This is a genomic window from Sphingomonas echinoides ATCC 14820 (genome assembly GCF_000241465.1).
Lineage (GTDB): Bacteria > Pseudomonadota > Alphaproteobacteria > Sphingomonadales > Sphingomonadaceae > Sphingomonas > Sphingomonas echinoides.
This window is the reverse complement of record NZ_JH584235.1, coordinates 3,499,693-3,525,002: the sequence shown is the minus strand read 5'-3', so window position 1 is coordinate 3,525,002 and position 25,310 is coordinate 3,499,693. Positions and strand designations below refer to the sequence as shown.

General features: G+C 63.5%; 19 protein-coding genes, 1 tRNA gene and 1 pseudogene. 6 read left to right on the top strand and 15 right to left on the bottom strand.

All coding sequences use genetic code 11. The annotated features are described in order from the left end of the window. Nucleotides 1-21: 21 nt before the first annotated feature. From ON00_RS16355 to ON00_RS16340, 4 genes are read right to left on the bottom strand one after another with little or no spacing between them, the layout of a single operon-like run. Nucleotides 22-633 (bottom strand): ATP-binding cassette domain-containing protein, encoded by a 612-nt coding sequence (locus ON00_RS16355; protein WP_010407626.1) that lies wholly within the window; start codon nt 631-633, stop codon nt 22-24. After that, a complete protein-coding gene (gene modB / locus ON00_RS16350; protein WP_010407624.1) occupies nt 623-1,312 on the bottom strand; it encodes a molybdate ABC transporter permease subunit in 690 nt (229 codons plus the stop codon). Before modB ends, ON00_RS16355 begins: the two co-directional genes overlap by 11 nt. Continuing rightward, nucleotides 1,312-2,070 (bottom strand): molybdate ABC transporter substrate-binding protein, encoded by a 759-nt coding sequence (gene modA / locus ON00_RS16345; protein WP_010407623.1) that lies wholly within the window; start codon nt 2,068-2,070, stop codon nt 1,312-1,314. Before modA ends, modB begins: the two co-directional genes overlap by 1 nt. A gap of 59 nt (nt 2,071-2,129) precedes the next feature. Beyond that, the gene (locus ON00_RS16340; RefSeq protein ID WP_010407622.1) at nt 2,130-5,510 is read right to left on the bottom strand and encodes a trifunctional glycoside hydrolase family 18/polysaccharide deacetylase/glycosyltransferase family 2 protein; all 3,381 of its coding nucleotides are present in this window, start codon (nt 5,508-5,510) and stop codon (nt 2,130-2,132) included. Nucleotides 5,511-5,695: 185 nt separating this feature from the next. Between ON00_RS16340 and ON00_RS16335 the strand changes: the two genes are divergently transcribed. From ON00_RS16335 to ON00_RS16315, 5 genes are all read left to right on the top strand, one after another. Beyond that, entirely contained in the window at nt 5,696-6,991 is a 1,296-nt protein-coding gene (locus tag ON00_RS16335; protein WP_010407621.1) for an FAD-dependent oxidoreductase, read from the top strand. Between the two features lie 90 nt (nt 6,992-7,081). Next, nucleotides 7,082-7,158, top strand: a tRNA-Pro gene (locus tag ON00_RS16330). A 285-nt stretch (nt 7,159-7,443) separates the two neighbouring features. Then, on the top strand, nt 7,444-10,821 hold the full coding sequence (locus tag ON00_RS16325; RefSeq protein WP_083834130.1) for an autotransporter outer membrane beta-barrel domain-containing protein: 3,378 nt from the start codon (nt 7,444-7,446) through the stop codon (nt 10,819-10,821). Nucleotides 10,822-10,923: 102 nt separating this feature from the next. Continuing rightward, on the top strand, nt 10,924-11,493 hold the full coding sequence (gene pnuC / locus ON00_RS16320; RefSeq protein ID WP_029623010.1) for a nicotinamide riboside transporter PnuC: 570 nt from the start codon (nt 10,924-10,926) through the stop codon (nt 11,491-11,493). After that, the gene (locus ON00_RS16315; RefSeq protein WP_010407616.1) at nt 11,490-12,041 is read left to right on the top strand and encodes an AAA family ATPase; all 552 of its coding nucleotides are present in this window, start codon (nt 11,490-11,492) and stop codon (nt 12,039-12,041) included. Before pnuC ends, ON00_RS16315 begins: the two co-directional genes overlap by 4 nt. Before the next feature lie 130 nt (nt 12,042-12,171). Here ON00_RS16315 and ON00_RS16310 read toward each other — a convergent pair whose 3' ends face one another. Together ON00_RS16310 and ON00_RS16305 are read right to left on the bottom strand one after the other, a co-directional pair. Continuing rightward, complete coding sequence (locus ON00_RS16310; protein ID WP_010407614.1) at nt 12,172-12,711, bottom strand: redoxin domain-containing protein; 540 nt, start codon at nt 12,709-12,711, stop codon at nt 12,172-12,174. A 65-nt stretch (nt 12,712-12,776) separates the two neighbouring features. Next, nucleotides 12,777-13,745 (bottom strand): CsgG/HfaB family protein, encoded by a 969-nt coding sequence (locus ON00_RS16305; RefSeq protein WP_010407613.1) that lies wholly within the window; start codon nt 13,743-13,745, stop codon nt 12,777-12,779. Between the two features lie 152 nt (nt 13,746-13,897). Between ON00_RS16305 and lepA the strand changes: the two genes are divergently transcribed. After that, nucleotides 13,898-15,706, top strand: a complete 1,809-nt coding sequence (gene lepA, locus ON00_RS16300) for a translation elongation factor 4 (RefSeq protein ID WP_010407612.1) — start codon at nt 13,898-13,900, stop codon at nt 15,704-15,706. Between the two features lie 254 nt (nt 15,707-15,960). Here the strand turns inward: lepA and ON00_RS16295 are convergent, their stop codons facing one another. From ON00_RS16295 to ON00_RS16255, 9 genes and pseudogenes are all read right to left on the bottom strand, one after another. Next, nucleotides 15,961-17,331: a hypothetical protein gene (locus ON00_RS16295; RefSeq protein ID WP_154651355.1), complete on the bottom strand. Its 1,371-nt coding sequence runs from the start codon at nt 17,329-17,331 to the stop codon at nt 15,961-15,963. A gap of 219 nt (nt 17,332-17,550) precedes the next feature. Further along, entirely contained in the window at nt 17,551-18,714 is a 1,164-nt protein-coding gene (locus tag ON00_RS21065; protein ID WP_029623006.1) for a hypothetical protein, read from the bottom strand. A gap of 142 nt (nt 18,715-18,856) precedes the next feature. Then, nucleotides 18,857-19,858 (bottom strand): hypothetical protein, encoded by a 1,002-nt coding sequence (locus ON00_RS19945; RefSeq protein WP_010407609.1) that lies wholly within the window; start codon nt 19,856-19,858, stop codon nt 18,857-18,859. Nucleotides 19,859-20,026: 168 nt separating this feature from the next. After that, a pseudogene (locus ON00_RS16280) lies at nt 20,027-20,214 on the bottom strand (IS3 family transposase); the annotation flags it as partial. Further along, nucleotides 20,214-20,534, bottom strand: a complete 321-nt coding sequence (locus tag ON00_RS16275; protein WP_010407606.1) for a hypothetical protein — start codon at nt 20,532-20,534, stop codon at nt 20,214-20,216. The gene ON00_RS16275 and the pseudogene ON00_RS16280, both read right to left, overlap by 1 nt. Nucleotides 20,535-20,663: 129 nt before the next feature. Next, nucleotides 20,664-21,473, bottom strand: coding sequence for an HvfC/BufC N-terminal domain-containing protein (locus ON00_RS16270; RefSeq protein ID WP_010407605.1), 810 nt, complete (start codon nt 21,471-21,473; stop codon nt 20,664-20,666). Next, entirely contained in the window at nt 21,470-22,396 is a 927-nt protein-coding gene (bufB, locus tag ON00_RS16265; protein WP_211207176.1) for an MNIO family bufferin maturase, read from the bottom strand. The genes ON00_RS16270 and bufB overlap by 4 nt, the downstream gene beginning before the upstream one ends. A 7-nt stretch (nt 22,397-22,403) precedes the next feature. Next, nucleotides 22,404-23,066, bottom strand: a complete 663-nt coding sequence (locus ON00_RS16260) for a hypothetical protein (protein ID WP_010407603.1) — start codon at nt 23,064-23,066, stop codon at nt 22,404-22,406. Between the two features lie 22 nt (nt 23,067-23,088). Then, nucleotides 23,089-24,726 (bottom strand): ferritin-like domain-containing protein, encoded by a 1,638-nt coding sequence (locus ON00_RS16255; protein WP_010407602.1) that lies wholly within the window; start codon nt 24,724-24,726, stop codon nt 23,089-23,091. Nucleotides 24,727-25,310 lie beyond the last annotated feature (584 nt).

Sequence of the window (25,310 nt, the reverse complement as noted above, 5' to 3'; positions counted from 1 at the left end):
TCCTCTATACCAGGCCGTCGTTCAGCCCATCCGCACCACGCGCGTGCCCAGCCGCTCGGCCTCTTCCGGGTCGTGCGTCACCATCAGGATCGGCAGGCGCAGCACGTCGCGCATATGTTCGATCGCCTGCATCACCTCCTCGCGCCGCGGCCGGTCGAGCGAGGACAAGGGCTCGTCGAGTAGCAGGAAGCGCGGGTCGCTCAGCAGCACCCGCCCGATCGCGACCCGCCGCGCCTCGCCGCCCGACAGCGTGCGCGGCCAGCGGTCGAGCAAGCCGCCGATGCCGAGGAAATCCAGCCGATCGCCTATCTCCGCCCCGCGCGGCGCGCCGTAGAGCAAATTGCCGCGCACGCGCAGATGCGGGAACAGCCGTGGTTCCTGAAAGACATAGCCCGCGCGGCGGCGCTCGGGCGGCACGTCCACGCCGTCCCCGAACAGCGTCTCGCCGCCCACCCGCACATGCCCGGCATCGGGGCGCAGCAGCCCCGCCACCATGTTGAGCACGCTGGTCTTACCCACGCCCGATCGACCGAACAGGATCGTCGCGCCCGATCCGACGCCCGGCCCCGGTTCCAGCGTCAGCGCGATCTCGGTGGTGCCGATCCGCTTGGTCAGCGCGAGATCAAAGGACATGGTGCCCCGCCCCCATTCGCCGCGCCAGCACTTCCGAGGCGACCAGCGCCGCCAGCGACAGCGCGACCGAAATGCCGGAAAGCCGCCACGCCATCGCCTCGCCGCCCGGCTGCTGGAGCGCACTGTAGATCGCCAGCGGCAGCGTGCGCGTCTGCCCCGGCACGTTGGAAACGAAGGTTATCGTCGCGCCAAACTCCCCGATCGAGCGCGCAAAGCCCAACACCGCGCCCGCTAGAATGCCGGGCACGCTCAGCGGCAGCGTAATCGTCCAGAATACGCGCGCGCGCCCTGCCCCCAGCGTGCGCGCCGCGCTCTCTAGCCGCTGGTCGACCGCTTCGATCGACAACCGCATCGCCCGCACCGTCAGCGGCAGCGCCATCACCGCCGCCGCAAGCGCCGCGCCGGTCCAGCGGAACAGCACCGACACGCCGAGCAGCGCCTGTAACGGAGCGCCCATCACCCCATGCGGCGCGAACGCCAGCAGCAGCACCCAGCCCGTCACCACCGGCGGCACCACCAGCGGCAAATGCACCAAAGCGTCGAGCAGAACCTTGCCCGGAAATGTCCCGCGCGCCAGTATCCAGGCCAGCGCAAAGGCCACCGGCAGCGTCACCGCCATTGCGACCGCGCCGACCTGTAACGAGAGCAGGACGATGCCCCATTCCTCGGGCGTGAGCATTACCGCGCGCTGAAGCCGAAACGCGCGAAGATCGCCCGCCCGCTATGCGACAGCAGGAAGCGGCGGAACCCCTCCGCCTCACGGTTGGTCGAGTTTTTCAGGCGCGCCAGCGGATAGGTGATCGGCGGATAGCTGCGCGGTGGGAACACGCCTGCGATCCGAACGGCGGACGAGGCACGCGCATCGGTCGCATAAACAATGCCGAGCGGTGCCGCCCCGCGCTCAACCAGCGCCAGCGCCGCACGCACGCTGTCCCCCGCGACAACATGCGGTTGCACACGCGGCCACACGCCAAGCGCGGTCAGCGCGGCCTTGCCATAGCGCCCGGCCGGCACGCTGTCGGGATCGGCCATTGCGAGCGGCCCCGCCGCCAGCAGCCGCGCCAGCGCTGCCGGGGCCAACGGTACCTTCACCGGATTGCCCGCCGCAGCGACGATCACCAGTCGATTGCCGAGGAACGGCGCGCGCGTGCCCGGTACGAGCAGCCCCTTGGCGGCGACATCATCCATCCATGCCTGGTCCGCCGACACGAACAGGTCGGCGGGTGCGCCGGCCGCGATCTGGCGCGCAAGCGCCGAGGAGGCGGCAAAGGACAGAACGGGTTCGGCATGGCCCTGCGCCGCCCAGGCATGCCCAGCGGCGGTCATCGCCTCCTGCAGGCTGGCGGCGGCCAGCACCAGCGGTCCTTGCGATTGAGGCCTCGCCGCTGCGGGAGCGATCCCGATCAACAGTAACAACAGAAGCAGGAGGCGTTTCATGGCCCGTCCATACGATAGCTGTATCGACGCGCATATAGCAAAACCCTCCCGCCCGCGCGTCACCCCGCCTGTACGCGTCCTGTGCGCACCAATTTGCCCCAGCCGACGCGTGGACCGCGCAACGCCTGTGCAATCGCCTTGATCACAACGTAATACATGATCTGGCGATAGCCGATGCGCTGCGGGATGAGCAGCCACAGCAGCCGCCAATTCTCCCGCCGCTCCAGCGCGAACGCCACGGTCGCCGCGAGCAGATCGATCGCGGTGAACACCAGCCAGTAGATCAGCATCTTCTCGACATCATGCTGGGTCTGCGCCCAGCCATGCGCCTGCACCGCAAGATACGTCGTCACGAAGCTGACGATCAGCGCCAGATCGATGATCGGCGAAATGGCGGCGAACACGATCTGGAACAGGATCGCTTGCGGCAGGCCGACACGGGCAAGCCCGCGCGGCTTGCCCGTCGCGATGATGATGCCGTGCTTCCACAGGCATTGCAGCGTGCCGAACGCCCAGCGGAAGCGCTGCTTGGCCAGCCCCTTCACCGTCTCGGGCGATTCGGTCCAGGCGATGGCATATTGATCATAGGTGACCTTCCAGCCCGCCCGCTGGATCGCAATGGTGAGGTCCTGATCCTCAGCCAGCGTATCGTCGGGATAGCCCCCAACCTGCTGGATCGCGGCAAGCCGCCATGCACCGACCGCGCCTGGCACCACCGTCATCGCATCAAGCCGCGCCAGCGCCCGCCGCTCCAGATTCTGCGCGGTGATATATTCGACCGCCTGGAATTTGGTCAGCAGGTTCACACGGTTGCCAACCTTGGCGTTGCCCGCCACCGCGCCGATCTTGGGATCGGCAAACCAGCGTGCCAGCCGCGCGATGGTGGTCGGCTCGAACTGGGTGTCCGCATCGAGCGCGATCACGATCTCGCCCGTTGCCAGCGCGAGGGCGTGGTTGAGTGCCCGCGCCTTCCCGCCATTTTCGAGCGTGAGCAGTTTCACGCGCGGGTCCTGTGCAAAGGCGGAAGCGACGACCTCGCTGGTCTCGTCGCTCGACCCGTCATCGATCACGATCACTTCGACGCGCACATCGGTCGACGCGAGCACGCCGCGCACGGCGCGCTCGATCACCAATTCCTCGTTGAAGGCAGGGATCATCACGGTGACGAAGCGCGTCGGGTCGATCTCGGGGAAGATCGTCCGGCTCTCGCGACGCGCCTGAATCAGCGCCAGCGCCGACAGGATCACCGCACGCGCGATGCCGATGGTGATGGCAAAGAAGAAGATCCATCCCAGCCCGATGACGATCGCGCCAAGCGCACTGAAGATGAACAGGTCGGTCGCAGCCGCTGCCTGATCACTCGCGGACAGCTTCGGCATCGCGACGTCGCGCGGGATACCGGCGAGCGTCGATACGGGCACAAAGGTGTAGCCCTTGGCGCGCAGCTGATCGATAATCTGCGGCAGCGCCTCGACCGTCTCGGAGCGATCGCCGCCCGCGTCGTGGAGCAGCACGATGTTGCGGCTGCATTGCGGTTCGGGATTGGCGGGGTCGCACTTCGCCGTCGGATCGGTGACCTGGGCCACGGTCGTATCGATAATATTCTGGGTGCCTGGGCGTTTCCAATCGCCCGGATCGACGTGCAGCCCGACCGAGATATAGCCACGATCCTGCGCCTGCAGCGCCGGATCGATTTCGTCGGCGGTGGTTGGCTCGGCGTCGCCGAAATAGGGCGCGCGGAACAGACGAAGCGAATGGCCGGTAAAGGCCTGGAACAAGCGCTGCGTCGTGTTGAGCTGAAAGGTCGTCTCGGCGAGCGACGCGCCGGCCAGATTGGGATGGGTATACGTGTGGCTGCCGATTTCATGGCCCTCACGGACCATGCGCTCGAGCAGCGGCCGCTGGGTCAAAGCATTTTCGCCGACGATGAAGAAGGTTCCGGGCACCTTCTTTTCCTTCAGGATATCGAGCACCTTGGGGGTCCAGGTCGGATCGGGACCATCATCGAAGGTCAGCGCGACAAGCCCGGGCTTATAGCCCGTGCGCGCGACGATATAGGGGGAAGGCAAGGTTTCGAACGCGACATTGGCGATCGCGCCATTCTTGTTGGTCTGCACGCGCCGAACGCCTTGCACCGGCACGCCTGCAATTTTCAGGATTTCGCCGCTGCCATCGATGTCAACATCGGTGCCAGCCGGAATCTTCTCGATGGCGGACGCGGGCGGCAAGGTGCGGTGCGAGCGGCCAAAGATCGACCACAGTCCCGGATCCTCCGACCCCAATCGCCAGACCGCCACCCCGTCCAGCCCCGACCGCGCGAGGAAGCGCAGCTGGTTATAGGCGGACGCTGCATCCAGCATCCACACTTCGTGACGGCTGCCGTTTTCCTGATAGGCAAAGCCGGTATTGCCGCTGGCCTTGTCGAACACGGGCATCGCGCTCGATTCCCGCGCGGTTTCCCACGCTTCGTCGATCGCGAGCGGCTCGCCGGTATGATCGTGCCAATTATAGGCATAGCTGCCGATCGCAACGACGACCTTGCTGCGCGGCAAGCCATGCGCCGCCCGCGCAACCGACTGTTCAAACCACGCCTGCGACGCGATCGGCCCCGCTTCCCCGCCTGGCTCGTGCTCGTCATACGCCATCAGGAAAATGCGATCGACCACCGGGGCGAACGCCTGCAGATTCCAGCCATTCTCGCCATCGGCCTGCCCAATCGGCACGGCGATCGCAATCACCCAGCTGTGCTTGATAAACCGCGCCCGCGCCTCGGCGAGAAACGTACGAAAATCGGCCTGTCCCTTGGGGGTAAGCTCCTCGAAATCGAAGAACGCGCCGCCCGCATGGTTTGCGGCCAGCCAGGGCTCGAGCTTGTCGAGCAGCGCCTTGCGTTGCGCAGGTACCCGCAGCAGCGCCTCCATGCCGCGCGGATCCCAATTTCCGTTCACCGCATTCTGCACCATCGGCAAGATCAAGGGGCGGTGCGGCGACCGGTTGATGATCTCGCGCCCGGCAACATCGCGAAACACGGTGACCTTGTGATCTGGCCCCGTCACGGAGACCCAGCCCGGAATCAGCCAGTCCAGTTCATTGATATTACGACGGAGCGATGCCGCCGATGACTCATCCCATGGCGCGTGAAAGGCAATCGCCAACGGCTGGTCCACGCCGACTCCCCTGGGACGGGCACCGAGCAGCCGGGCATAATCGTTCAGGTCATGCCGTGCCCGTTTCAACAGCGGCTCGTGCGGCGGTGGCAGCTTGGTCAATGCGGCATGCTCCGCCTCGACCGGCAGCAACGGCGCGCGCGGCACCGCCCCGATCGAAACTCCAAGCGCGGCAATCGCCACCACGATCAACAGCACGAACGCCGTTACCGCCACCGCGAAACGCCGACGGCGGCGCCCCGAGGCATCGTAGAAAACGGGGGCGCTGTTCATGGAATTCCTGTCCTCGGGTAAAATCATTATGATCGCATCGGCCCCTTCGCATGGCCTAAACGCGACGCCAACATGACATTCGTTTCATTTGTATCTCTATCGTCATCGTCGGCCCTGGCGCTAGAGCCAACGCATCTTGCCGCCGCCGAACCCCGCGCTAGGATACGCCTCACAGGAGAGCCCCAATGCGCCACATCGCGATCATCGGCTCCGGCCCCGCAGGCTATTATAGCGCAGAAGGCTGTCAAAAGACGTTTGGTGACGCAGCGCGCGTCGATATCATCGATCGTTTGCCGGTACCCTATGGATTGATCCGCAGCGGCGTTGCCCCAGACCATCAGTCGATCAAAGGGGTCGCACGCCGTTATGAAAGCGTCGCGCTGAGCGAAACGGTGCGGTTTGTCGGCAATGTTACGGTGGGAACCGATGTTTCCATTGGCGAATTGCTGGAACGTTATGATGCCGTCATCCTCGCAACCGGAGCGCCGCTGGACAAGCCGCTGGGCGTGCCGGGCGATGACTTGCCGGGCGTGATCGGGTCGGCCGCTTTTGTCGGCTGGTACAATGGCCATCCCGATTTCGCCGATCTCGATCCGCCGCTCACCCGCGGCGATGCAGTAATCGTCGGGGCCGGCAATGTCGCGCTCGACGTTGCCCGGATTCTCGCAAAAGCCGAGGACGAATTCACCGGGTCGGACATCGCCGCCCATGCGCTCGGGCGACTGCGCGCAACCGAGCTGGCGACCATCACGATCCTCTCGCGCCGCGGGCCGCAGCAGATCGCGATGACCCCGAAGGAACTCGGCGAGCTCGCGTATCTTTCGCGGGCGCTTCCGGTGGTCGACGCTTCCGACCTGCCGCCACCCGAAAGCGATGCAGCACTCGAACCAGGCTTGCGAAAATCGATCGCGCATTTGAGGGCGTTTTCCGAACGCACCGACGATAAGCCCATCCACATCGTCTTCGACTTTTTCGCGCGTCCGCTTCGCATTGAGGGCGAACATGGTGCCGAGCGCGTCGTCGTCGCACGCACCGCGATCGATGATCTTGGGACCGTACACGACACCGGGGAAACCTATGCGGTTCCTGCGGGCTTGGTCGTCAGTTGCATCGGCTATCGTACGCCGCCGATCGCCGGGGTGCCCTATGACGAAAAGCTGGGGCGTTTTGCGAATGTCGACGGACGGATCGCGCCCGGGCTGTACGCGGTGGGGTGGGCTCGCCGCGGTCCGACCGGCACGATCGGCACCAACCGCCCCGACGGCTTCGCTATCGCGGAACTGATCGCAGAGGACATTCCGGCCGACAGCGGCAAACGCGGCCGCGCCGACCTCGACGCGTTGCTTGCCGCGCGCGGCGTTGCGATCGTGACCTTCCGCGATTGGCAGAAGATTGAAGCGGCCGAGGTTGCGCGCGCGCGTCAGGGTGCCCCCCGTGAAAAATTCGCGACGATCGAAGAGATGCTTGCCGTCCTTCTTTAGGCTGTCGCGGTCAGGCAATCCTTGCGCGCGGCAATTTTTTGACTTGCTACCGCCGCGCCCTGCGGCTACGCGCTGCGCCCTGCAATGTGTCGGGGCGTGGCGCAGTCTGGTAGCGCACTGGTCTCGGGGTCCAGGGGTCGTAGGTTCGAATCCTATCGCCCCGACCATTGCTGAAATACGGCGGGTAGTTTGCCGATCACGGTAGCTCCGGCTGTTTCCAACGCCCCCCACCATCCCAATAAACAGTCCGGTACGGGCTTAGCCACCTGTCGTGCGCTTTCGCTTAGAGCAAGGCGATGTTGCATTTATGCCACAAAAATGCCATTATTTTGAAATATTTCAGAATGCGCCCATTGCGGACCTTCCACGCCTTGAGCTTCTGAAAACCCGTATTTAGCCTCCTATCCACAACGGCGCAGCAGGGGCCGCGCCAAAAAACGGGGAGTCTCTATATGGTTAAGCTTCGCACACGTGCGCCCGCTGCACGGGCAGTCCTCCTCGCCTCCGCTGCAACATGGTCGTTTGTCGCCGCTGGCGCGACTCACGCCGCGACGCTTAACGACGCCCCGGTGGCCGCTGGCGGTGGGACCTATGTGCTCGAGCCGCAGAACGCGATCGCGGCTGCCCCAGTTGCGGCAGCGCCCGTTTCCGACCCGAGCATTGTTATAGCGCCGCCAGGGACGTCGGTGACCGATCGCGACCCGACCAATGTCACCGGCATCGGGCAAATGATCATCGACCAGAAGACCGGCTTCATCGGCCTGTGCACCGGCACGCTGATCAACCCGCGTACCGTCATTTTCGCGGCGCACTGCGTGAATGAAAGTCCGACGGGCACCGCCATGAACCCGTGGGGTTATGGCACCGATACCGGCCAGTTGCCGATCGCGTTCGGGTTTCAGGCCAATAACAATCTCGCGGGCAATTCGGCGTTCGGGCACTGGCTCAACGGCACGGCTGGCGGGGCCAAATATCTGACCTCGATCACTGACTATCTTTATAACGTCAACCAAGTGCAATATAATGCGCGCTCGCTTGATCTGGGGCTTTCGAACAACTTCTTACAGGCGGACGTCGCGGTCGCATCGCTCGACACGCCCGCCGCGAACGTGCCGACCTGGGCGCTGCTATTCTCGGCGCTGCCCGCACCCGCCTCGATCAGCGACACGACTGGCACTGGCTATCACGTGGCCATCGCCGGCTATGGCAACACCGGGACGGCGACCAGCGGCAGTTCGGTCGGCGTCGATTATCGGCGGCGCTTGGCAGAGAACTATCTGGGCTTGCTCGGATCGCTGGACGATATTGATATCGGCCTGTTCGGCATCACGCCACGCGGCCGTCCTCAAAACCTCTATCAGATCGACTTTGACAGCAGCGGTGCGCCCAACAGCCGCACCAACGGTTTCGACTTCAATATCTTCAAGGATAACGCCCTGCCTGGAGAAGGGATCACCGGCCCGGGCGATTCGGGTGGTCCGCTGATCCTCGACCGCACCTATGCCAAGCAATTGGTGATCGCGGTGCTCTCGGGCGGGACGCGCTATTTCAGCGCGCAGCCCTCGGGCAGCTACGGCACCAGCGCCTTCTACCAGCCGCTTTATCTCTATTGGGATTATATCGCCGCAGCGAACCCGTATCGCTATGTCAGCACGCTTGCGGGCGACGGCAACTGGACCGACCCGACGCATTGGGTGACCAACCTCGATCCCGCCTATAACGTCATCGTCAACGGCGCGCTGGTCAACGGCGTGCCCACCACGGCAGGTCAGGGCACCACGGGCACATCGGGAAAATTCGGCCAGATCTGCGATCAGGAACCCAATGCCGCCTATGACGTCTGTTATGACGTGAAAACCGGCGTCTATTACGACCACGGCGTCGCGGTCACCAACCCCGTTCCGGGGACCACTGCCAGCTCGACCGCGCTCCCCGCCGCCACGCTCGCCAACGGCTTGCCCGGTGCAACCAACTTCGTGCCGAACAATATCAATCCGGACTCGGTCAATCAGATCAACGCGCGCTATTTCGACGTAACGTTGGCGGCCGCCGGCACCACCACGCTCGGATCGGCGGTGACGATCGACCGGCTGACGCTCAATGGCTCTGCCGCCAAATTGACGGTCAACAGCGGCGCTTCGTTGACCAGCCTGATCAACATCAACCAGTTGCAGGGCCTCGTCACCAATAACGGCACGATCACATCGGCGGGCGACTATCTGTTGCTGACGGGCGGCATCACCGGTGCGGGGCGCTTCAACGCGCCGTTCTTCACCAGTGTGAGCGGCATGATCATGCCCGGCACCGCCGGGACCATCGGCACGATCACCTTCGGCGGCAATTTGGTGCTGTCGTCGGGAACGGTGCAGTTTATCGACCTTGGCCCGGCAGGCACGTCCGATAGGCTCGCCGTCACAGGCGCTGCGAGCGTTGGCGGGATCGTTGGCTTCGCGCCCGTCGCGGGCCACACGATTCGCTATGGCGATGTCTATACGATCCTGACCGCGCAAGGCGGCATCACCGGCACCTATGCGGCCCCGACCGCGCTCAGTGCGATCCTTACCCCGCGCTTCATCTATTCCGCCAATGCGGTGCAGGTGGCGATCGACGCCGGATTGTATGCAAACGTCGTTGGCAGTTCGCCGGTGCAGCGCGCTTATGCGCAATTGCTCGACCAGAACCGCAGCATCTACAACACCTATGCCGGTGTTTATGGCCCGCTCGATCTGCAGAACGCGGCCACGATCCAGGGCACGCTCGACAGTCTTGCGCCGCGTGAGCAGACCCTGAAGCGCGCGCTCGGCACGCTGGCGGTGGACAATATGCAGCGGTTTACTGCCGCTCGCCTGGCCAATCTCGATCATGGCGATGTTGACGGCACACTCGCGATCATCGGCAATCCGCTGATGTTCGCGGCGAGCCGCGCGGCGGGAGATGTCGTCGCCAGCGGTGCTGCCCTCACCGCAAACGATACGGCGCTGCGCCCGGGCAAGCTGCCCGACACGGTCAACGGCTACATCGCGGCGGGCTATCTCAACGGCAATAGCCGACCGATGCCGACCGCCGTTCCGCTCGGCGGGCGCGACACCTTTGACGGGTTCTACGTCGTCGGTGGCATTGAAGGCGAACTCGACAGCCGCACCGCCGTCGGCATGTCCTTCTCCTACACCAAGGCCAGCGGCTCGACGACCGGCGGCCAATATGCCCGGGCCGACCTGTTCCAGACCAGCGCTTATGGCAAGGTCGCACTGGTCGGGCCGCTCACTTTCGATGTTCAGGCCAGCCTGGGCTTCCTCGACACGACCACGCGCCGCAACGTTTCGCTGGTCGGAACGCCCTTCACGCTGCGCGGGCACGAAAGTTCACTGACCTATTCGACCCAGCTCGGCCTGGGCTATGATATCGGCCTCGGCGGCGGCCTTAAGATCACGCCGCGCGCCGCGCTGCGTGCAGGCCAGATCGACTGGGCGGGTACCAACGAAACAGGCGGCGGCACCGCACTGCGGATCGCCCCACTTCCCTCCAACAGCGTTCAGGCCTTGGGCGGCGTCAATCTGAGCGGCGGCAAGACCTTCAAACCGTATCTTTCGGCTTATTATGTGCACGCCTTCCGCAACCAGCCGAGCGCCTTTGGTGCGAATTTCGTTGGCGGCGTCGGGCCCAACACATCCTTCGCGCTGGCCGCGCAAGACAAGGATTGGGGCGAGATCGGCGGCGGTCTGTCCTACACCGCCAAGGACGTTACGCTCTCGGTCGGAGCCGATACCACTGCGGGCCGAAGCGATATCTCCAACCAAAGCTACCGCGCGACGGTGAAGATCGCTTTCTGATCGCGGCATGGCGCTAAGCCAAGGGGCCGTCCGGGTGACCGGGCGGCCCTTTGTGCATCGATGCTCGACGCGCGGCGGCTCCCGCTGCTACCGCTCAATGCCATGACCGCTCTCGAAATCGTCGCGTTCCTGCTTGGCCTGGCCAATGTCACGCTGGTCGTGCTGCGCAGCATCTGGAACTATGTCTTCGGCCTGGCAATGGTCGCGCTCTACGCGGTCATCTTTCTCCATGCGCGGCTGTACAGCGATGCGGTGCTGCAGGTGTTTTTCTTCGTCGTCCAAATCTATGGCTGGTGGAACTGGTCGCGCGCGCGAGCGCAAACGGGCGAGGTGTCGGTCGGGCTTATGACCAACCGCGCACGATTGACCTGGGCGATCGGGTGCCTGTTGGCGGCGGCGCTATGGGGATATGGCATGCACCGCTTTACCGACGCCTCCTTCCCCTGGGCCGATGCGACGCTCGCTGCGATGAGCGTCGCCGCGCAGATCCTGCAATCGCGCCGCGCGGTCGAAAGCTGGTGGCTGTGGATCGTGGTCGATATCGGCTCGATCGGGCTCTACGCCGCCAAGGGCCTGTGGCTGACGATGCTGCTGTACGCGATCTTCCTGGCGCTGGCGATTTGGGGCCTGATCGACTGGCAACGGGTTGCACGAAAGGCCGCTGCAGCATGACCCTGATCTGCCTGCATGGGCCCGAAAGCACCGGCAAATCGACGCTGATCGAACACCTCGCCGCGCATTATGCGACGGTGTTCGTGCCCGAATATGGCCGCACCTTCGCCGAAACCCACGGCACCGACTTCACCATGGCGGATCTGGTCGAGATCGCGCAAACGCATGATGCGATGACACAGGCGGCCCGTGCCACGGGTGCCAACCCGCTCTTCCTCGATACCGATCCGCTGATGACGGCGGTATGGGCCGATATGCTGTTCGGCACGCGCGACCCGTGGTTCGACGCGTGGCACAACACCGCCGACCTGTACTTGCTGCTCGACATCGATTTGCCGTGGATCGACGATGGCACGCGCCTGTTTGGCAGTGCGACGGAACGGCAGCGTTTCTTCGATCTGTCGCGTGCCGAACTGGAGCGGCGCGGTCTGGCCTATGTGCTTATAGGCGGGCGCGGCCCCGACCGTCTTGCGGCGGCGCTCGATGCGCTCGCCACGGCCGGGGTCGAAGACCCGCCGATCAGGCGTTCTCCGCTCTGCGGGGACTAGAGCGTCAGACTTTAGCCCCCAATCCGTTCGTGCTGGGCCTGTCGAAGCACCCTGTCCACGAGCGAGCTCTCGCCTGCGACACGGGCCCTTCGACAGGCTCAGGGCGAACGGGTCAAAGCGAACCGCGCGCTCAGCCCTTCTTCGCTTTGAGCGCCTTAACCGCCGCCAAGGTGCCGGTGATGTGCCCCTCGGGCTTCATCTCGGACAGGACGTAGGCAATCTTGCCATTGGTGGCGATCACATAGGAGGTGCGGTTGGTCCAGCCGGCCTTTTGCGGCAGCGCGACGTCATAGCCCGAGATCGTGGCAGGCGTGGCCAGCCCGACCGGGAATTTGTCACGGCATTCGACCGACGAGAATTCCTTGATCCGCTCGGCATTTCCCGCGGTCAGGCCGATCAGCGTCGCGCCCTGCTTCTCGAAATCGGCCGCCGCCTCGGCAAAGGCGTGCGCCTCCGCAGTGCAGCCCGAGGTGAAGGCGGCGGGGAAGAAATACAGCACCACCGGCCCCTTTTTGAGCGCGGTCGCCAGCGTAAAGCTGTGCGTCTTGCCGCCAAGCGCGGCCTCGGTGGTGAAGTTCGGCGCGGTATCGCCGACCTTCAGCGCGGCCATGGCGGGGGTAGCAAAGCCAACCGCGAGGCTGGCGGCGACAAATGGGATGGCAAACTTCATGGGCGACGTCTCCTAAAACGATCCGTCATCCTAGCCTGCCGCCCCCGCCGCCGCCAGCCCGCCCGTTAGCGCGACGGCGCGAGCTTGGTGTTGAGCACCCAGCCGACATTGTCATTCTCGTCGGCCACTTCCCACCACAGCCCGTTCTTGTTGCCGGTCGGGTAAACGATCGCACCGGCAGGCAAGGTGCGCAGCACGCGGCCAGTCGCACTGGCCGCCGAGCGCAAGGCCAGCGGGCCCTGCGCGGTGAAGGTCTTGGCAGGCGCGGCTTCGGCGGTGCCGGTGTCGCCTGGCGTCACATAGCCGAGCTCGTTGACCAGCTTGGAATAAGCCTGGATGAACGCCAGCGTCACGATCCGGCCAATATCGGTATTGTCATAGCCGCCGCCAATCACGCCGCCGCCCGCAACGCCGCCAAACACGCCGCCGCCGCCGCCAAAGCTGAGGCTGTTCTTGGCGGCATAGCCGTCCTCGGTCGCCAGCGTTTCGGTGGTGCGCACATTGGTGATCGACAGCACCACATTGGCTTCCATCTTGCGGCTGCGCACGCCCCCGACGATCCCGCCGATCGGCCCCCCAATCAGGCCGCCGAGCCCGGCTGCCACACCGCTGCCGCTGGCGTTGCTGTTGGCACCCTGCACTTCGGCCTGAAGGACATAGTCGGCGGCCTTGATCTGGCCTTGGCCGACATTGGAACCGCGCTGCAGCCCGAGATCGCCGCCGATATCGCGCTCGCGCTGCGCCGCCTGCAAGCCGCTGCCGCGATCGACGATGTTGAAGCAGCCTGAGCGCTGCACCAGCACCTTGAGCAGCTTCTGCGGCGGCGCGAGGTTGTACTGGGTCCAGCCGCGCGAATCGTCGCCATCGACGATCGAGATCGTGCCGTGCTTGCGCGCGCAGTGCGGCACGTCGTTCATCGTCGCTTCCTGCAGCTTCTGCGTGCCCGACGGCTTGGCCAGTCGCTGTGCCGCGACCTGCATCGGCATGCTCCCGATGATCGCTGCCATCGCCATCCCGGTCACGATTTTCGACATACCCTGCCCCCGCTTAGAGTCGTTACGCTGGCTCGATATCCGATTTGCGTCAGGCGGCATAGAGATGACCGCGATGATGACGGGCTTTGTGCAGGCGTGCAGGCGATGCTATGGCCCCCTCTTCTGTTTCCAGCACACAACCGGGCGAATTCGTGACCCCTCTTCAGAACATCCGCAATTTCAGCATCATCGCCCATATCGATCATGGCAAGTCGACGCTCGCCGATCGCCTGATCCAGGCGACCGGCGGCCTCAGCGACCGCGAAATGTCCGAACAAGTCCTTGATAATATGGACATTGAAAAGGAACGCGGAATCACCATCAAGGCGCAGACCGTGCGCCTGCGCTACGTCGCCAAGGACGGCATCGAATATGTCCTCAACTTGATGGACACGCCGGGCCATGTCGACTTCGCCTATGAAGTCAGCCGCAGCCTCGCCGCGTGCGAAGGCGCGCTGCTCGTGGTCGATGCCGCGCAGGGCGTCGAGGCGCAGACACTCGCCAACGTCTATCAGTCGATCGAGCATGATCATGAAATCGTGCCCGTCATCAACAAGATCGATCTCCCCGCCGCCGACCCGGACAAGGTCAAGGCCGAGATCGAGGAAGTGATCGGCCTCGACGCCTCCAACGCCGTGCTGACCAGCGCCAAGGCCGGCATCGGCATCGCCGAAGTTTTGGAAGCGATCGTCACCCGCATCCCGCCGCCCAAGGGCGATGCCGATGCGCCCTTGAAGGCGATGCTGGTCGATAGCTGGTACGACCCCTATCTCGGCGTCGTCATCCTCGTCCGCGTGATGGCGGGCGTGTTGAAGAAGGGCCAGCAGATCAAGTTCATGCAGGCCGGCACGCTGCATCTGGTCGACCGCGTCGGCTGTTTCCGCCCCAAGATCGAGCAATTGACCGATCTCGGCCCCGGCGAAATCGGCTTCATCACGGCGCAAATCAAGGAAGTCGCGCAGACCCGCGTCGGCGACACCATCACCGACGCCAAGCGCCCCGCCGCCGAGGCGCTGCCGGGCTTTAAGGAAGTCCAGCCGGTGGTGTTCTGCGGCCTGTTCCCGGTCGACGCCAATGATTTCGAGAAGCTGCGCGAAAGCATCAGCAAGCTGCGCCTCAACGACGCGAGCTTCTCCTTCGAGATGGAAACCAGCGCCGCGCTCGGTTTCGGCTTCCGCTGCGGCTTCCTCGGCCTCCTCCACCTCGAAATCATCCAGGAGCGCCTGACGCGCGAGTACGACCTCGACCTCATCACCACCGCGCCGTCGGTGGTGTACGAGCTCGAACTGACGCATGGCGGCGGCACGATCGAGCTGCACAACCCCGCCGACATGCCCGATCCCAACAAGATCGAGAGCATTTCCGAGCCGTGGATCCAGGCGGTGATCTATGTCCCCGACGAATATCTCGGCAGCGTGCTGAAGCTCTGCCAGGACCGTCGCGGCATCCAGAAGGACCTCACCTATGTCGGCGGCCGCGCGCAGGCGACCTATGAGCTGCCGCTCAACGAAGTCGTGTTCGACTTTTACGACCGGCTGAAGTCGCTCTCCAAGGGCTATGCCAGCTTCGATTACACCCAGATCGGCAAGCGCGAGGGCGACCTCGTCAAGATGAGCATCCTCGTCAACGAGGAACCCGTCGATGCGCTGTCGATGATCGTCCACCGCGGCACCGCCGAAGTGCGCGGGCGCGGCATGGTCGAGCGCTTGAAGGAACTGATCCCGCGCCATCTGTTCAAGATCCCGATCCAGGCGGCGATCGGCGGCAAGGTGATCGCGCGCGAGACGATCAGCGCAATGCGCAAGGACGTGACCGCGAAATGCTATGGCGGCGACGCCAGCCGCAAGCGCAAGCTGCTCGACAAGCAGAAGAAGGGCAAGCTCAAGATGCGCGAATACGGCAGCGTGAGCATCCCGCAGGAGGCGTTTATTGCGGCGCTGCGGATGGGGGATGAGGGGTAGCAGGCTGGGGGCGCAGGGACGGAAGACGATCTGGATTTGCTGGTGACCGCTATGCGCCCGATCCCGGTCGTACAGCCCGCCGGGCGGCAACTTTGAAAGCAGTCGTTCATTTCGTCGGCCCACGATCCTCAGATGGCTGAGCCTAGGGAGGGAGGGCCAGAAACACGCTGTGCGGCCCCATTCGCCCAGACCGTGCGCCGAGGGCCGATATCTTACGCTTTGGACCTCTAGCCTCTGGAAGTCGTGGTGTTGCCTTACTGCGTGTAGGTGATGAGCAGGTTCGCTTCCTCGCCGGCACCCTCCTCTACAATACCGACAGATACCCATTGACCGCTCAGCGTTGGCGACGGAATCCATCGATCGTCGCCAAGCCGCGTATCGGACGTGCTGCGCGAAAGAGTGACCCATGCATTGGGATCAGGTTTCTCGACGCCCCAAAAAAATACGCGCGGTTTCGGAAATATGAGGTCGACCGGGATAATTTTGTAAACGGCAAAGCCGAACCGGTTCGGTTGATCGATTTCGCCCGTTCCAGCAATAGCTGCGGGATTCACGGGGAATTTGCCGAGCGGCGCGCGCGCGGTGGGCTTAACGGCCCAAGCCGAGACCCGCGCGTCATAATCCGCCATCGTGCTGTGGATTTCCCACTCGGAGTAAAATTTATCTGGATTTTTGATTCCCGGAACGCTCCCACGCACTACGGCCGATCCGAAAAGCGAAAGGATCATGGACAGTTTGTAGTTTTTGCCGACAAACCATTTGGGCATTGCCTCTTCATAAGGCGACGCCGTCCCGGCGCAGTGATCGTCGTAACTATGCGGGCGTTCCTCCGCGAAGGTCTCCACGGGTATCGGCTCGACGCACGATGCCCAGGGCACATTGAGCATGGCTTTGATAAAGCCCATGACTGGTTCGCGGCTACCGAGTGCCTGAGCCCCTTCCAACCACTTGAAAAAGAAGTGCCAGGAGCCTTTGCTTTTGAGCATCCCGGACAGATGATCTTTTTCGAATTTCTCCGAAAAAAAACTCGGGTAGGATTTTCCCTCTGATTGCAGGAAGTCACCCGCCAGCCAGTTGGCAGAGCCTTCCATAAACCAATCGGCGGGCGAATAGCCGACGGTCTCCGATTGCGCGCTAGCGGTTGCTCGCTGGAAGCAATGCGTGGCCTCGTGAGCGAGAGTGTATTCGAAAACCGTTTCGAAGTCCGCAACTTCGGCTTCCGAGTAGATGGCTTTGAGCGTTATCAGGAGCACGCATGCTTTTGGGCCGGGATAGGTGGCACCAGCCACTTTTCTGGTTCGTGAGTAAGTCGTCGCTCCCAGATTTCCGGTTTTATCGAGGCGTTGATCCTCAAGATAAATATCCCAGTAAATTGGTAAAGATGTGGACCAGGCCTGCTGTTGAAAATTCAGGATGTCGATCGCTTTCTCCGCGACCGCATTCGGGGAGAGACCGTAATGACTCAGCACGCCGGACTTAAAGTGCAAGCTTCCGCCGTTGTTTGGCGTTCCGAATGCGAATTGCTGTGGAAAATCGCTTTTTAATGGCCCCTTTTGCTGTGCGCTTACGGGTGCGCACAAAGCGATGAGCCAAGCCAATGCGATCAGACGACCAAGAGCAATCATCAACGCGCTCCCCCAAGCAATAAGCGCTCGCTGCGCCCTGTCGTATAGCGCACCGATTTGTGGCAACGAAGCATAGCACCTCGCTTTCAACTGGAAAGAGATGATCGTCTGGCCCGCTTCGCGCCCTAATACCAGGCATTGTGAGATCTGGCTTAGAATCCCAGAAGCCGCTCTTCGTTCAGAAGCGGCGGAGCGTGCTCGGGCGCAACTTCGCGCTGATCAGGCGTAGAAGCTGAGTTGATCGAGTGTGAGCAATGCCTGCAGCGCCCGGACCTGCGTGTACGAGGCCGAATCAGCCGCGCCATGCCCCACGGCGTGCCGCGAGCCTGCCGATCCCAGCGGACCGTTCGGGTCGAAGTCGGCAAAGGTATATTCAGCGAGATACCGACCAAATACCGCAGGGAACAGCAGCGTGTTCGCAGCTCCAGCCTTCTGAGCGGCAGCTTCGAGCGCGAACTTGATTAGGGTCTTAGTTTTCGCGCTCGTGCCATGCGCCGCTCGGTGGGCGGCAGCCAATATGCCCTCGATCTCCGTTAGGACGATCTTGATCGTTGCTGTCGGTTCGCCCGCCAGATAGGTGTTGATCGCGGAGCGAAGCAGCGGTTCCTTGTCCGCATAATGCGACTTCGACATCCAGCGCGCTAGCATCGCGTCGAGGCGGGCCTTGTTGAATCTGGCAAGAAGCGCATCTTCCGCGGGCTTCAGGTCGAAATTGTTCCGGGCAGCGCCCGCTAGGTCTCTAAACTCCGACAATATCTCGACAAACGGAAACCACCCAGCTTGCGACAACTTATTTAGCAAATCGCCGTCAGAGGTGATCTCATAGAGATGCCGATAGCGCAGCGTACGATATAGGTCGCCGAGGACGCGCTTCATCACCTCGCGGTCGAGTTTGCTGTCCGTGTCGAGATGAAAGAACAGACCAAATCGCCAGTTCACACGGAAGATGCAAACAACACGATCATCTGGCCCGATTTCCACGAGGGGGAAGTCGACTCCGGTCACGTCCGCGATATCGCGCTCGAAAATCGGTGAGCCGCCCGTCATGCTGCGCTTTAGCGTGATATTCTGAACCTGCGCCGCCGTGTCGACCCAGAGTTCGGCGGTGTCGTCCGAGCGGACGACCAGCAATATCTGATTAGCGCTACGTAGCTGCGCAGATTTACCGGCTGCGCTCAGGCATCCTTCGATTGCGCTGACCAGCCCCTCCACGATAATCTGAAAGTGCGGCGTGTCCGAATCGATCGCCATCCGCACCCAAACAGCGATCTCACCCGGACCTTGCTTGGCCTCTGCGGTCACCCCGCAAAGGTTTACGTTAGTGAGGAGAATGGGATCTCCGAGATTGCTGGCAAGGGTTCCCGGCCGTGGTTCGTCGTGCATTAGTGAAGCCTAGTCGCCCGCCGGCTCAAACTAAATACCCGGCGCATGTATAAGCGGATACCGGGCGATGTCCGCTATGCATTGGGACAGCAACGAACCGCCATTCCGTTTGCGGTCCAACTCAATCCATAACTCCTGCCTCCTATCCCTCCGCCCCCTCCCGCGAACACCAAGCCCGCCAGCCCGCCTCGGTCGCGGCGGCTTCCCATTGCGCCTGGGCGGCGGCCATTTGGGTGCAGGCTTCCTTTCGGGCTGTTCTGCGCGCGTCGAGCGTCGCGCCGCTGGCAAGGGCGCTCGACAGGCCACGCTGCGTCATCGGCGCGGGACGCAGCATGGCGTCCTGCGCCCATACCGCCTCGCGCGCTTGTTGGAGCAAGGCGCGCCGCGCCTCGAAGGAATCCTCGGTGCCTGCCGCCGGGTCGGGATCATCGAGATGCAGGAACATGTCGTTCCAAAACGCGACGATCGCGTCGGGCCGGTCGATCACGCAGAAGATGAACTCGATTTCGGTCAACTGGCGCAGAGCGAAATCGGCCGCGACGATGTCGCCGCGCAAGCGCGCCTGGCGTTCGACTTTAACCTTATTGGTGTAGTGCCGCATGAAATCGTCGTGGCGCTCTGCACCGGCGCGTGCGCGGTCTGCCTCGGACATGGATGCCGGGTTGCGCGCCTTGCACACCGGGCAATTCTCGGCGGCCTCGCGCTCGATCGTCGCGCGGTTGCGCGTGCCAGGGGCGAGGCCGGGCCCGCCATAGCGGTCGGTCAGATGGTGGCGCAGGATGAACATCGTCAGCCGGTCATTATACCAGCGGCGTTCGCCGACCTGCTCGCCCTTGTGGAAGACCGGGACGGGCACGCCCTCGATCGCGCGTTCGATCGCGACATCGACCAGGCGCTGCACCCCGTGATCGAGCGCGGCGAGCCAGGCGGCGCGGAAGCCGTCGGCCCCCGGTTGTCGCCGGAGGTAATAGGCCCCCTCCGCGCTCATGTTGATGCGCCGGGCGGCGGCGGTGACCGACCCGGTTTCGGCGAGCGCGGCGATGAAGCCGCGCTGCCGCTCGGGCGTCCAGCCGTCATAGCGATATTTGCGGGGGACGGGCTCGAACGCGAGCACCGGGCGAGCGGTGGGGACGAGGTTCTGCATGTCCGCGTATTTAACCGATATGGTTAGTGTAGGACAGTGCACCCTAGCCGACCGCCGCCCAGCGCACTTCGCCTTGGCTCCACGAAAGGAAAGCGGCTTTGTCCATCGGCTGGGCGATGGCATAGCCCTGGATCACGTCAGCCGATGATTCGCAGGCTTCCTTGTGTCCCCCCGCTCGATCATCTGTCGCCGCCGCGCGACGCGCATCGCGCGAACCCCTTCGACAAGAATTCCCGTTCCGCCACCAACTGCCCGATCTTCACGTGCGGCTTCGCGATCTCGATATCGCCTGCCACCCTGGCCGCGTCGCTCGCGCCCGAGAGGGTCGCCACCATGCCGTCGATCGCCTGCCGCTTCAATTACCTTCGGCATCGACGGTGAACACCACCGGTTTGCCCCGCGACATCGGCTCCCAACCGGCCGCCGTGGCGGCGCGCACGCACCGCGAAATTGTTGCGTCATCGAGTTGGAGACGACCGCGCGGCAAGCCCTTCAAGAGCCGCTTGGGCGGCGGGAATTGCACCCATGCTGCGCGTTTGGCATCGCGCTGGAGAAGGGCAATCGTCATTCCCTTCCAACCTTCGTCATCCGCCTGATGCGGCTCACGCTGGAGGTGCCAATCATAGATAGTGCCATCGACCTCGACGGTGCCGCGATTGCTTTGAGATTTTGACATAGCAGGCGGTGTAGCATGCTAGCCCGGCCAAAGCACAGGTTCCAGGCTGGATAGGCGCACGGCTCAGGCTGGCGGACGTTGGAGACGCAATTTGCGATTTCGCGCCGACCTCCGCTCCATCGCTCCGTTTTAAATATCTTTGACCGGTCCCGCATCGACGGCGACGAAGAGACCCCATTCGATCCAGCGTTCGCGGCTACCCGCCGCGCCGCACCACATGTCCCTTGCCATCATGGGATCGATTCCAAAGCGGGCCGAGATGCGTGCCAACGCCGCGTCTACATCGCTGCCGGCCAGCATCGCCGCAAGGAAGGTATAATGTGGCGCGCTCAGCGGAACGGTGCGGGTGATGTAGTCGCGTCGCACCAGGGCGACATGGCAAGGCTCCGGCGCGGGCAACAGCGGTGCCTCGCCGCGGCGCACCGCATGATAATAGCTGGCAACCGGGAAGCGATAGCGCCCCAGTGCAAAGGCAGGCTGAAGACGCAGCGCGCTGTCGGCGGTGTCGCTGGTCGCAAACACATTGCCTTCGTTTCCCTCGGCATCGAACATCGTGAACGCCGCATATTCGAACCGGGCGAGATCGATCATGAAATCGACCCAGGCCTCAGGCGCGTCGCCATCGGGTCGGCGCGCCTCCATCCAGTCCGCGAAGCGACGGCCGAGATCGTAGAGCGTGTGCCGCTCGGGCGGGCAGTCGCGGATATAGTCGGCGACGAAATCGTCGAACAGCGCCCGGCCAAGCGCATGGCACAGCGCGGGAAACTGTTCGCGCATGCACGCGGCGATGCGCAGGAAATAGCCGCGCTGGTAGATCGCCAATCCGCCCGCGGCACCAAGCCTGCCGTCGTGCGCGAACAGCGCCTGCGCCGCCGGATCGGCATGAGGGTCGATCAGCGCGGCATGCATCCGGCTTTGCATGTCTGCCAGCACGCTCACGCCGCATCCTCCATCACGCTTGCCATCGCGCGAGGGATGAGGAAGCCGACCGGGTTGGAAACCCCGTCGCCGCCGCGCACGCACTCGGCCGCCCCGGACGACACGGTGTCACCCGCCATATACCGTTCCGCCTTGCGCAGCTCGGCGAGGCAGTCGTCGAAGCCGGGAATATGATCGTCCCATTCGAGCAAGGTGGCGGCCCCGCCGGTCCGCGCCCAGGCGATGCGGAACAACTCCCAAACCTCAGCCCGCACCGGGCGGTCATGCGTGTCGATCACATGGGTCCCGAAATCCTGATGCCCGGCGAGGTGCATCTGGACGACGCGCTCGCACGGAAAGGCATCGAGATAGGCGATCGGATCGCTGCCAGCGTTGAAGCAGCTGACATAGACATTGTTGACGTCGAGCAGCAGCCCGCAGCCGGTTTCCTCCGCCAGCGCGCGCAGAAAATCGGGCTCGCTCAGCGTCGACTGCGCGAAGCGGACATAGGAACTGGGATTTTCGAGGATCAGCGGACGCTCCAGCAGCTCCTGCACCTGCCGGACGCGCGCCGCGACATGCGCCAGGCTCTCCTCGGTGAGCGGCATCGGCAGCAGATCGTGCGAATTGTGCCCGTTCACGCCCGTCCAGCACAGATGGTCGCTGACCCAGGCCGGGCGAATGTCTTGGGCCAGCCGCTTGAGCGAGGCGAGATAGGCGCGGTCGAGCGGGTCGGTGCTGCCGATCGACAGCGAGACGCCGTGGAGCACGACCGGATAGCGCTCGGCCACCGCATGGAGGATCGCGCGCGGGCGACCGCCCGAATCCATGAAATTCTCGGAAATCGCCTCAAACCACAGATCTTGCGGTTCGCCCGACAGGATCGCGTCGAAATGCACATTGCGCAGGCCCAGCCCCAGCCCAAGCCGGGGCAGGCCCGCCAGCTTGCCGTCAGCTGCAGCCACCGGCACCGCTCATCCCGCTCGATCCACACGCGGTCATGTTGCCGCGCGCATCGTTATCGCCCGAAATCCACAGATAGCTGGGCCCGGTGCCCGCGAAGGCCGCCGGCGGTGGCCCGAGCGTCGCCGGCAGCGGCTGGCTGGCCCCACCCTTCTGCGTCGCGAGCAGTTCCAGCCGCGTCGCCTCCCAATTCGCCTCGAACACCGCACGCGCCCGCAGCCAGACGCTTTGCCCCTGGTTGGGCCCGTTGGTGCTGAACCGCTCGGCATTGATCGGCGTCGCGCACGATCCTTGCGAGCGGCAGGCATTGGCACCGGGATTGTTCATCTCCTCGCCGGTGCCGTAGAGGCCGCAGCCGCCCTGCCCCTTGCACTCATTCTGGACGTGGCAGGTATGATCGGCACCGGTCGAGCAATAACCTTGCCCGGCACAAGCATTGGGTTCGCGTCCCGGCGCGCCGAACAGGCCGAAGCGATCCGACCCGGCGCAGGCGTTCAGCCCCATACAGGCGTGGAGCGGCAACCCCTCGGGCTGCGGGCCAATCACCCCATAGCCCGGAAAGGCGGGCTCGGCGGCATAGGGATACGGCGTCGGCACGGGAACGCCCGGCGCGGGGGCTGGCGACGGGGTCGGGGTGGAGCAGGATGCCATGGGTCGTTCCTCTCGCAGGCGATCATTGGTTCTGGGCGGCGGTCCAATACGGGCCAACATCGGGCAAGTGCATCGGTACGTTGTTGGTGCCGGTCTTGGAGATGGCGACGCCGACATAATAAATGACGTTCTTCAGCACGCCGATCAGGTCATTATCGGCCTTCTCGATCTTCATTGCCTTGGCGGTGTTGGCACCGGGCGCGAACAGCGTCTGGACATGCTCGACCACCTCACTGACGTCACACCGCGCGATCAACGCGTTGGCGGCCGCAATCGCCTTGTTGCCAAAGTCCGTCAGCCCCTGGAACGAGATTTTTTGGTCGCCAAGAGAAACATGCTCGAAGGTAGGGCCCATCATCATGCCCGCATAGTCTCCGGTCGGGATCGGAATCTGGCGGATCGTGCGGATATATTTATCGAGCACCCAGATCATCGAGCGGTGCAGCCCTTCGTTGAAGAAGACTTTCTGCTGCTCGGGCGGCACGAGATAGATCGTCTCGGTCATCACCAGCATGTACTGGAAGCAGGCGCTGCAGAAATTGGCGATGTCGACATAATGTTCGGGGTAGCTCGCCGCGAGCGGGCTTTCGGGCATGTTTACCAGCACGCCCGCATCGAGCAGCGCCTGGCTGGTGACGGCGGGCTGGATCACCTCCGCCGGCGCAGGCGGCTGGGCCGGGCGCACTTCTCCAGTACCGGCATAGTCGGCGAACTGTGCCTGCAGCGTCAGGAACTTCACATAGTGCGATTCCTCGGACTTGGACGGGTCGTCATAGGCGCTCGGGCCGACAGGCTGGATCGGCACGCCCTCGCCCTGATCGCAAATCGTGTCGATCGCGGTCGCGGCGTCCCGGATCGAACGAATCGCGACCAATTGGGTCGCCCCCGCATGGCTGTCGTCCGCGTCGGGATAGACTGCCGCCGCTGCCGCCCCCTGTACCGGATCGGCCCAGCTCACCGCCGCTGGCGGCGCAGGCTTCCATGGATCGAACCCGGCCGAGGGATAGACGGTGTCGACGTTGTTGGGCGAGTAATTATAGGGCTGGATCGCATGGGTCACCGACCCACGTTGAAAGTCCGAATCTTCGAGGAACTGGGTGCTCAGCAGACAGCGGATGTACGAATAGAATTGCCCGATCGTATCCCAATTGCTGTCCTGCGGCGGGGCGTTCCATTGCTCGGGATATTCGATCTGGAGGAAGTGCCAGAGCTGCTCGAAGCTCAGTTTCCCGAGCGGGATTTGTACCGCAGTCTTGCCGTCCGGGCCCGCCGGTCCTTGCGGATTATGATAGGGCAGCCCGGTCGGATAGGCACCCGGTGCCTTTCCATAAAGCTGCGGCATCACGCCCATCGACCACAGGATGTTCGATGAGAGCGACATATGGAGCATCTCCTCCACCGCCACACTCATGATGATGCCGCCTGCCTTATTGGCATAGAGCTGGGCGTCGCTGATCGTCTCGCCGCTCTCATTGTTCCGGACGAGCGAGTAATAAGTGTAAAGATAGATCGGGATCGTCGCGAGTTCGATCTCGACCGCCGTCTGCAGGTCGGCCTTTAGGCGCGTGAGCACCTGATCGCGCGTCCATGTAGTGTTGAGCGTCGCGACGAACGCCTGTTCGGCAGGCGTAAGCGGCGTCACGGGATCAGGCAAATCCATTGGAGCCCCCTCAGGTCCGAACGATTTTGGAACCGGGGAACAAAAAATACGGACGCCAACCCCCGCTGGTGCCTATGTGTATTAGTCCAGTTCGCGGAGGACAACGAAAAAATCTGACCGCAGACGTTTTCTAACGTCATTACTTCATTTGCGGGAGAACCCCTCGCATTGCTGATCAATATGCCCCTACGGTGACACTTACAAAGAGTGAACGCGTGGCTTGCTATGTTCCTGTGTTTTCTGTGTTGACACTATCGCGCGTTGTTCCTCTGGGGATGGATCAATGAACAACCTGGCTGGAAAATCCTGTGGGATGCACGCGGCCTTTATGTCGCATCCGTCAGCCTGAATGGCGGGCCCGTGACTCACGCATATGTGCGGCACGATCCAATCATGGCGGGTGGCGAATTGCGGTTCACGCTGCAATCGATGCCGAACACGGTATGGGCGGCTGGAGCTGCAGATAGGCCATACGCGAGCACCCGGTCGCAATGACCCAGCCGCCCTTTGCGACCATCAACCCTGTTAAGCCGATTCCGCATCTTGCGCGTCGGAGCCGGCTTTCCGTCGCGAAGACGTCCGCC

Bases quoted from the DNA above. Each gene is read 5' to 3' on its own strand.
- ON00_RS16260 (WP_010407603.1), bottom strand. From the start codon at position 23,066: ATGGCATCCTGCTCCACCCCGACCCCGTCGCCAGCCCCCGCGCCGGGC.
- ON00_RS21065 (WP_029623006.1), bottom strand. From the start codon at position 18,714: ATGCACGACGAACCACGGCCGGGAACCCTTGCCAGCAATCTCGGAGAT.
- ON00_RS19945 (WP_010407609.1), bottom strand. From the start codon at position 19,858: ATGCAGAACCTCGTCCCCACCGCTCGCCCGGTGCTCGCGTTCGAGCCC.
- modA (WP_010407623.1), bottom strand. From the start codon at position 2,070: ATGAAACGCCTCCTGCTTCTGTTGTTACTGTTGATCGGGATCGCTCCC.
- ON00_RS16310 (WP_010407614.1), bottom strand. From the start codon at position 12,711: ATGAAGTTTGCCATCCCATTTGTCGCCGCCAGCCTCGCGGTTGGCTTT.
- ON00_RS16325 (WP_083834130.1), top strand. From the start codon at position 7,444: ATGGTTAAGCTTCGCACACGTGCGCCCGCTGCACGGGCAGTCCTCCTC.
- modB (WP_010407624.1), bottom strand. From the start codon at position 1,312: ATGCTCACGCCCGAGGAATGGGGCATCGTCCTGCTCTCGTTACAGGTC.
- ON00_RS16340 (WP_010407622.1), bottom strand. From the start codon at position 5,510: ATGAACAGCGCCCCCGTTTTCTACGATGCCTCGGGGCGCCGCCGTCGG.
- ON00_RS16335 (WP_010407621.1), top strand. From the start codon at position 5,696: ATGCGCCACATCGCGATCATCGGCTCCGGCCCCGCAGGCTATTATAGC.
- ON00_RS16355 (WP_010407626.1), bottom strand. From the start codon at position 633: ATGTCCTTTGATCTCGCGCTGACCAAGCGGATCGGCACCACCGAGATC.
- pnuC (WP_029623010.1), top strand. From the start codon at position 10,924: ATGACCGCTCTCGAAATCGTCGCGTTCCTGCTTGGCCTGGCCAATGTC.
- ON00_RS16295 (WP_154651355.1), bottom strand. From the start codon at position 17,331: ATGATTGCTCTTGGTCGTCTGATCGCATTGGCTTGGCTCATCGCTTTG.
- ON00_RS16315 (WP_010407616.1), top strand. From the start codon at position 11,490: ATGACCCTGATCTGCCTGCATGGGCCCGAAAGCACCGGCAAATCGACG.
- ON00_RS16275 (WP_010407606.1), bottom strand. From the start codon at position 20,534: ATGTCAAAATCTCAAAGCAATCGCGGCACCGTCGAGGTCGATGGCACT.
- ON00_RS16255 (WP_010407602.1), bottom strand. From the start codon at position 24,726: ATGGATTTGCCTGATCCCGTGACGCCGCTTACGCCTGCCGAACAGGCG.
- ON00_RS16305 (WP_010407613.1), bottom strand. From the start codon at position 13,745: ATGTCGAAAATCGTGACCGGGATGGCGATGGCAGCGATCATCGGGAGC.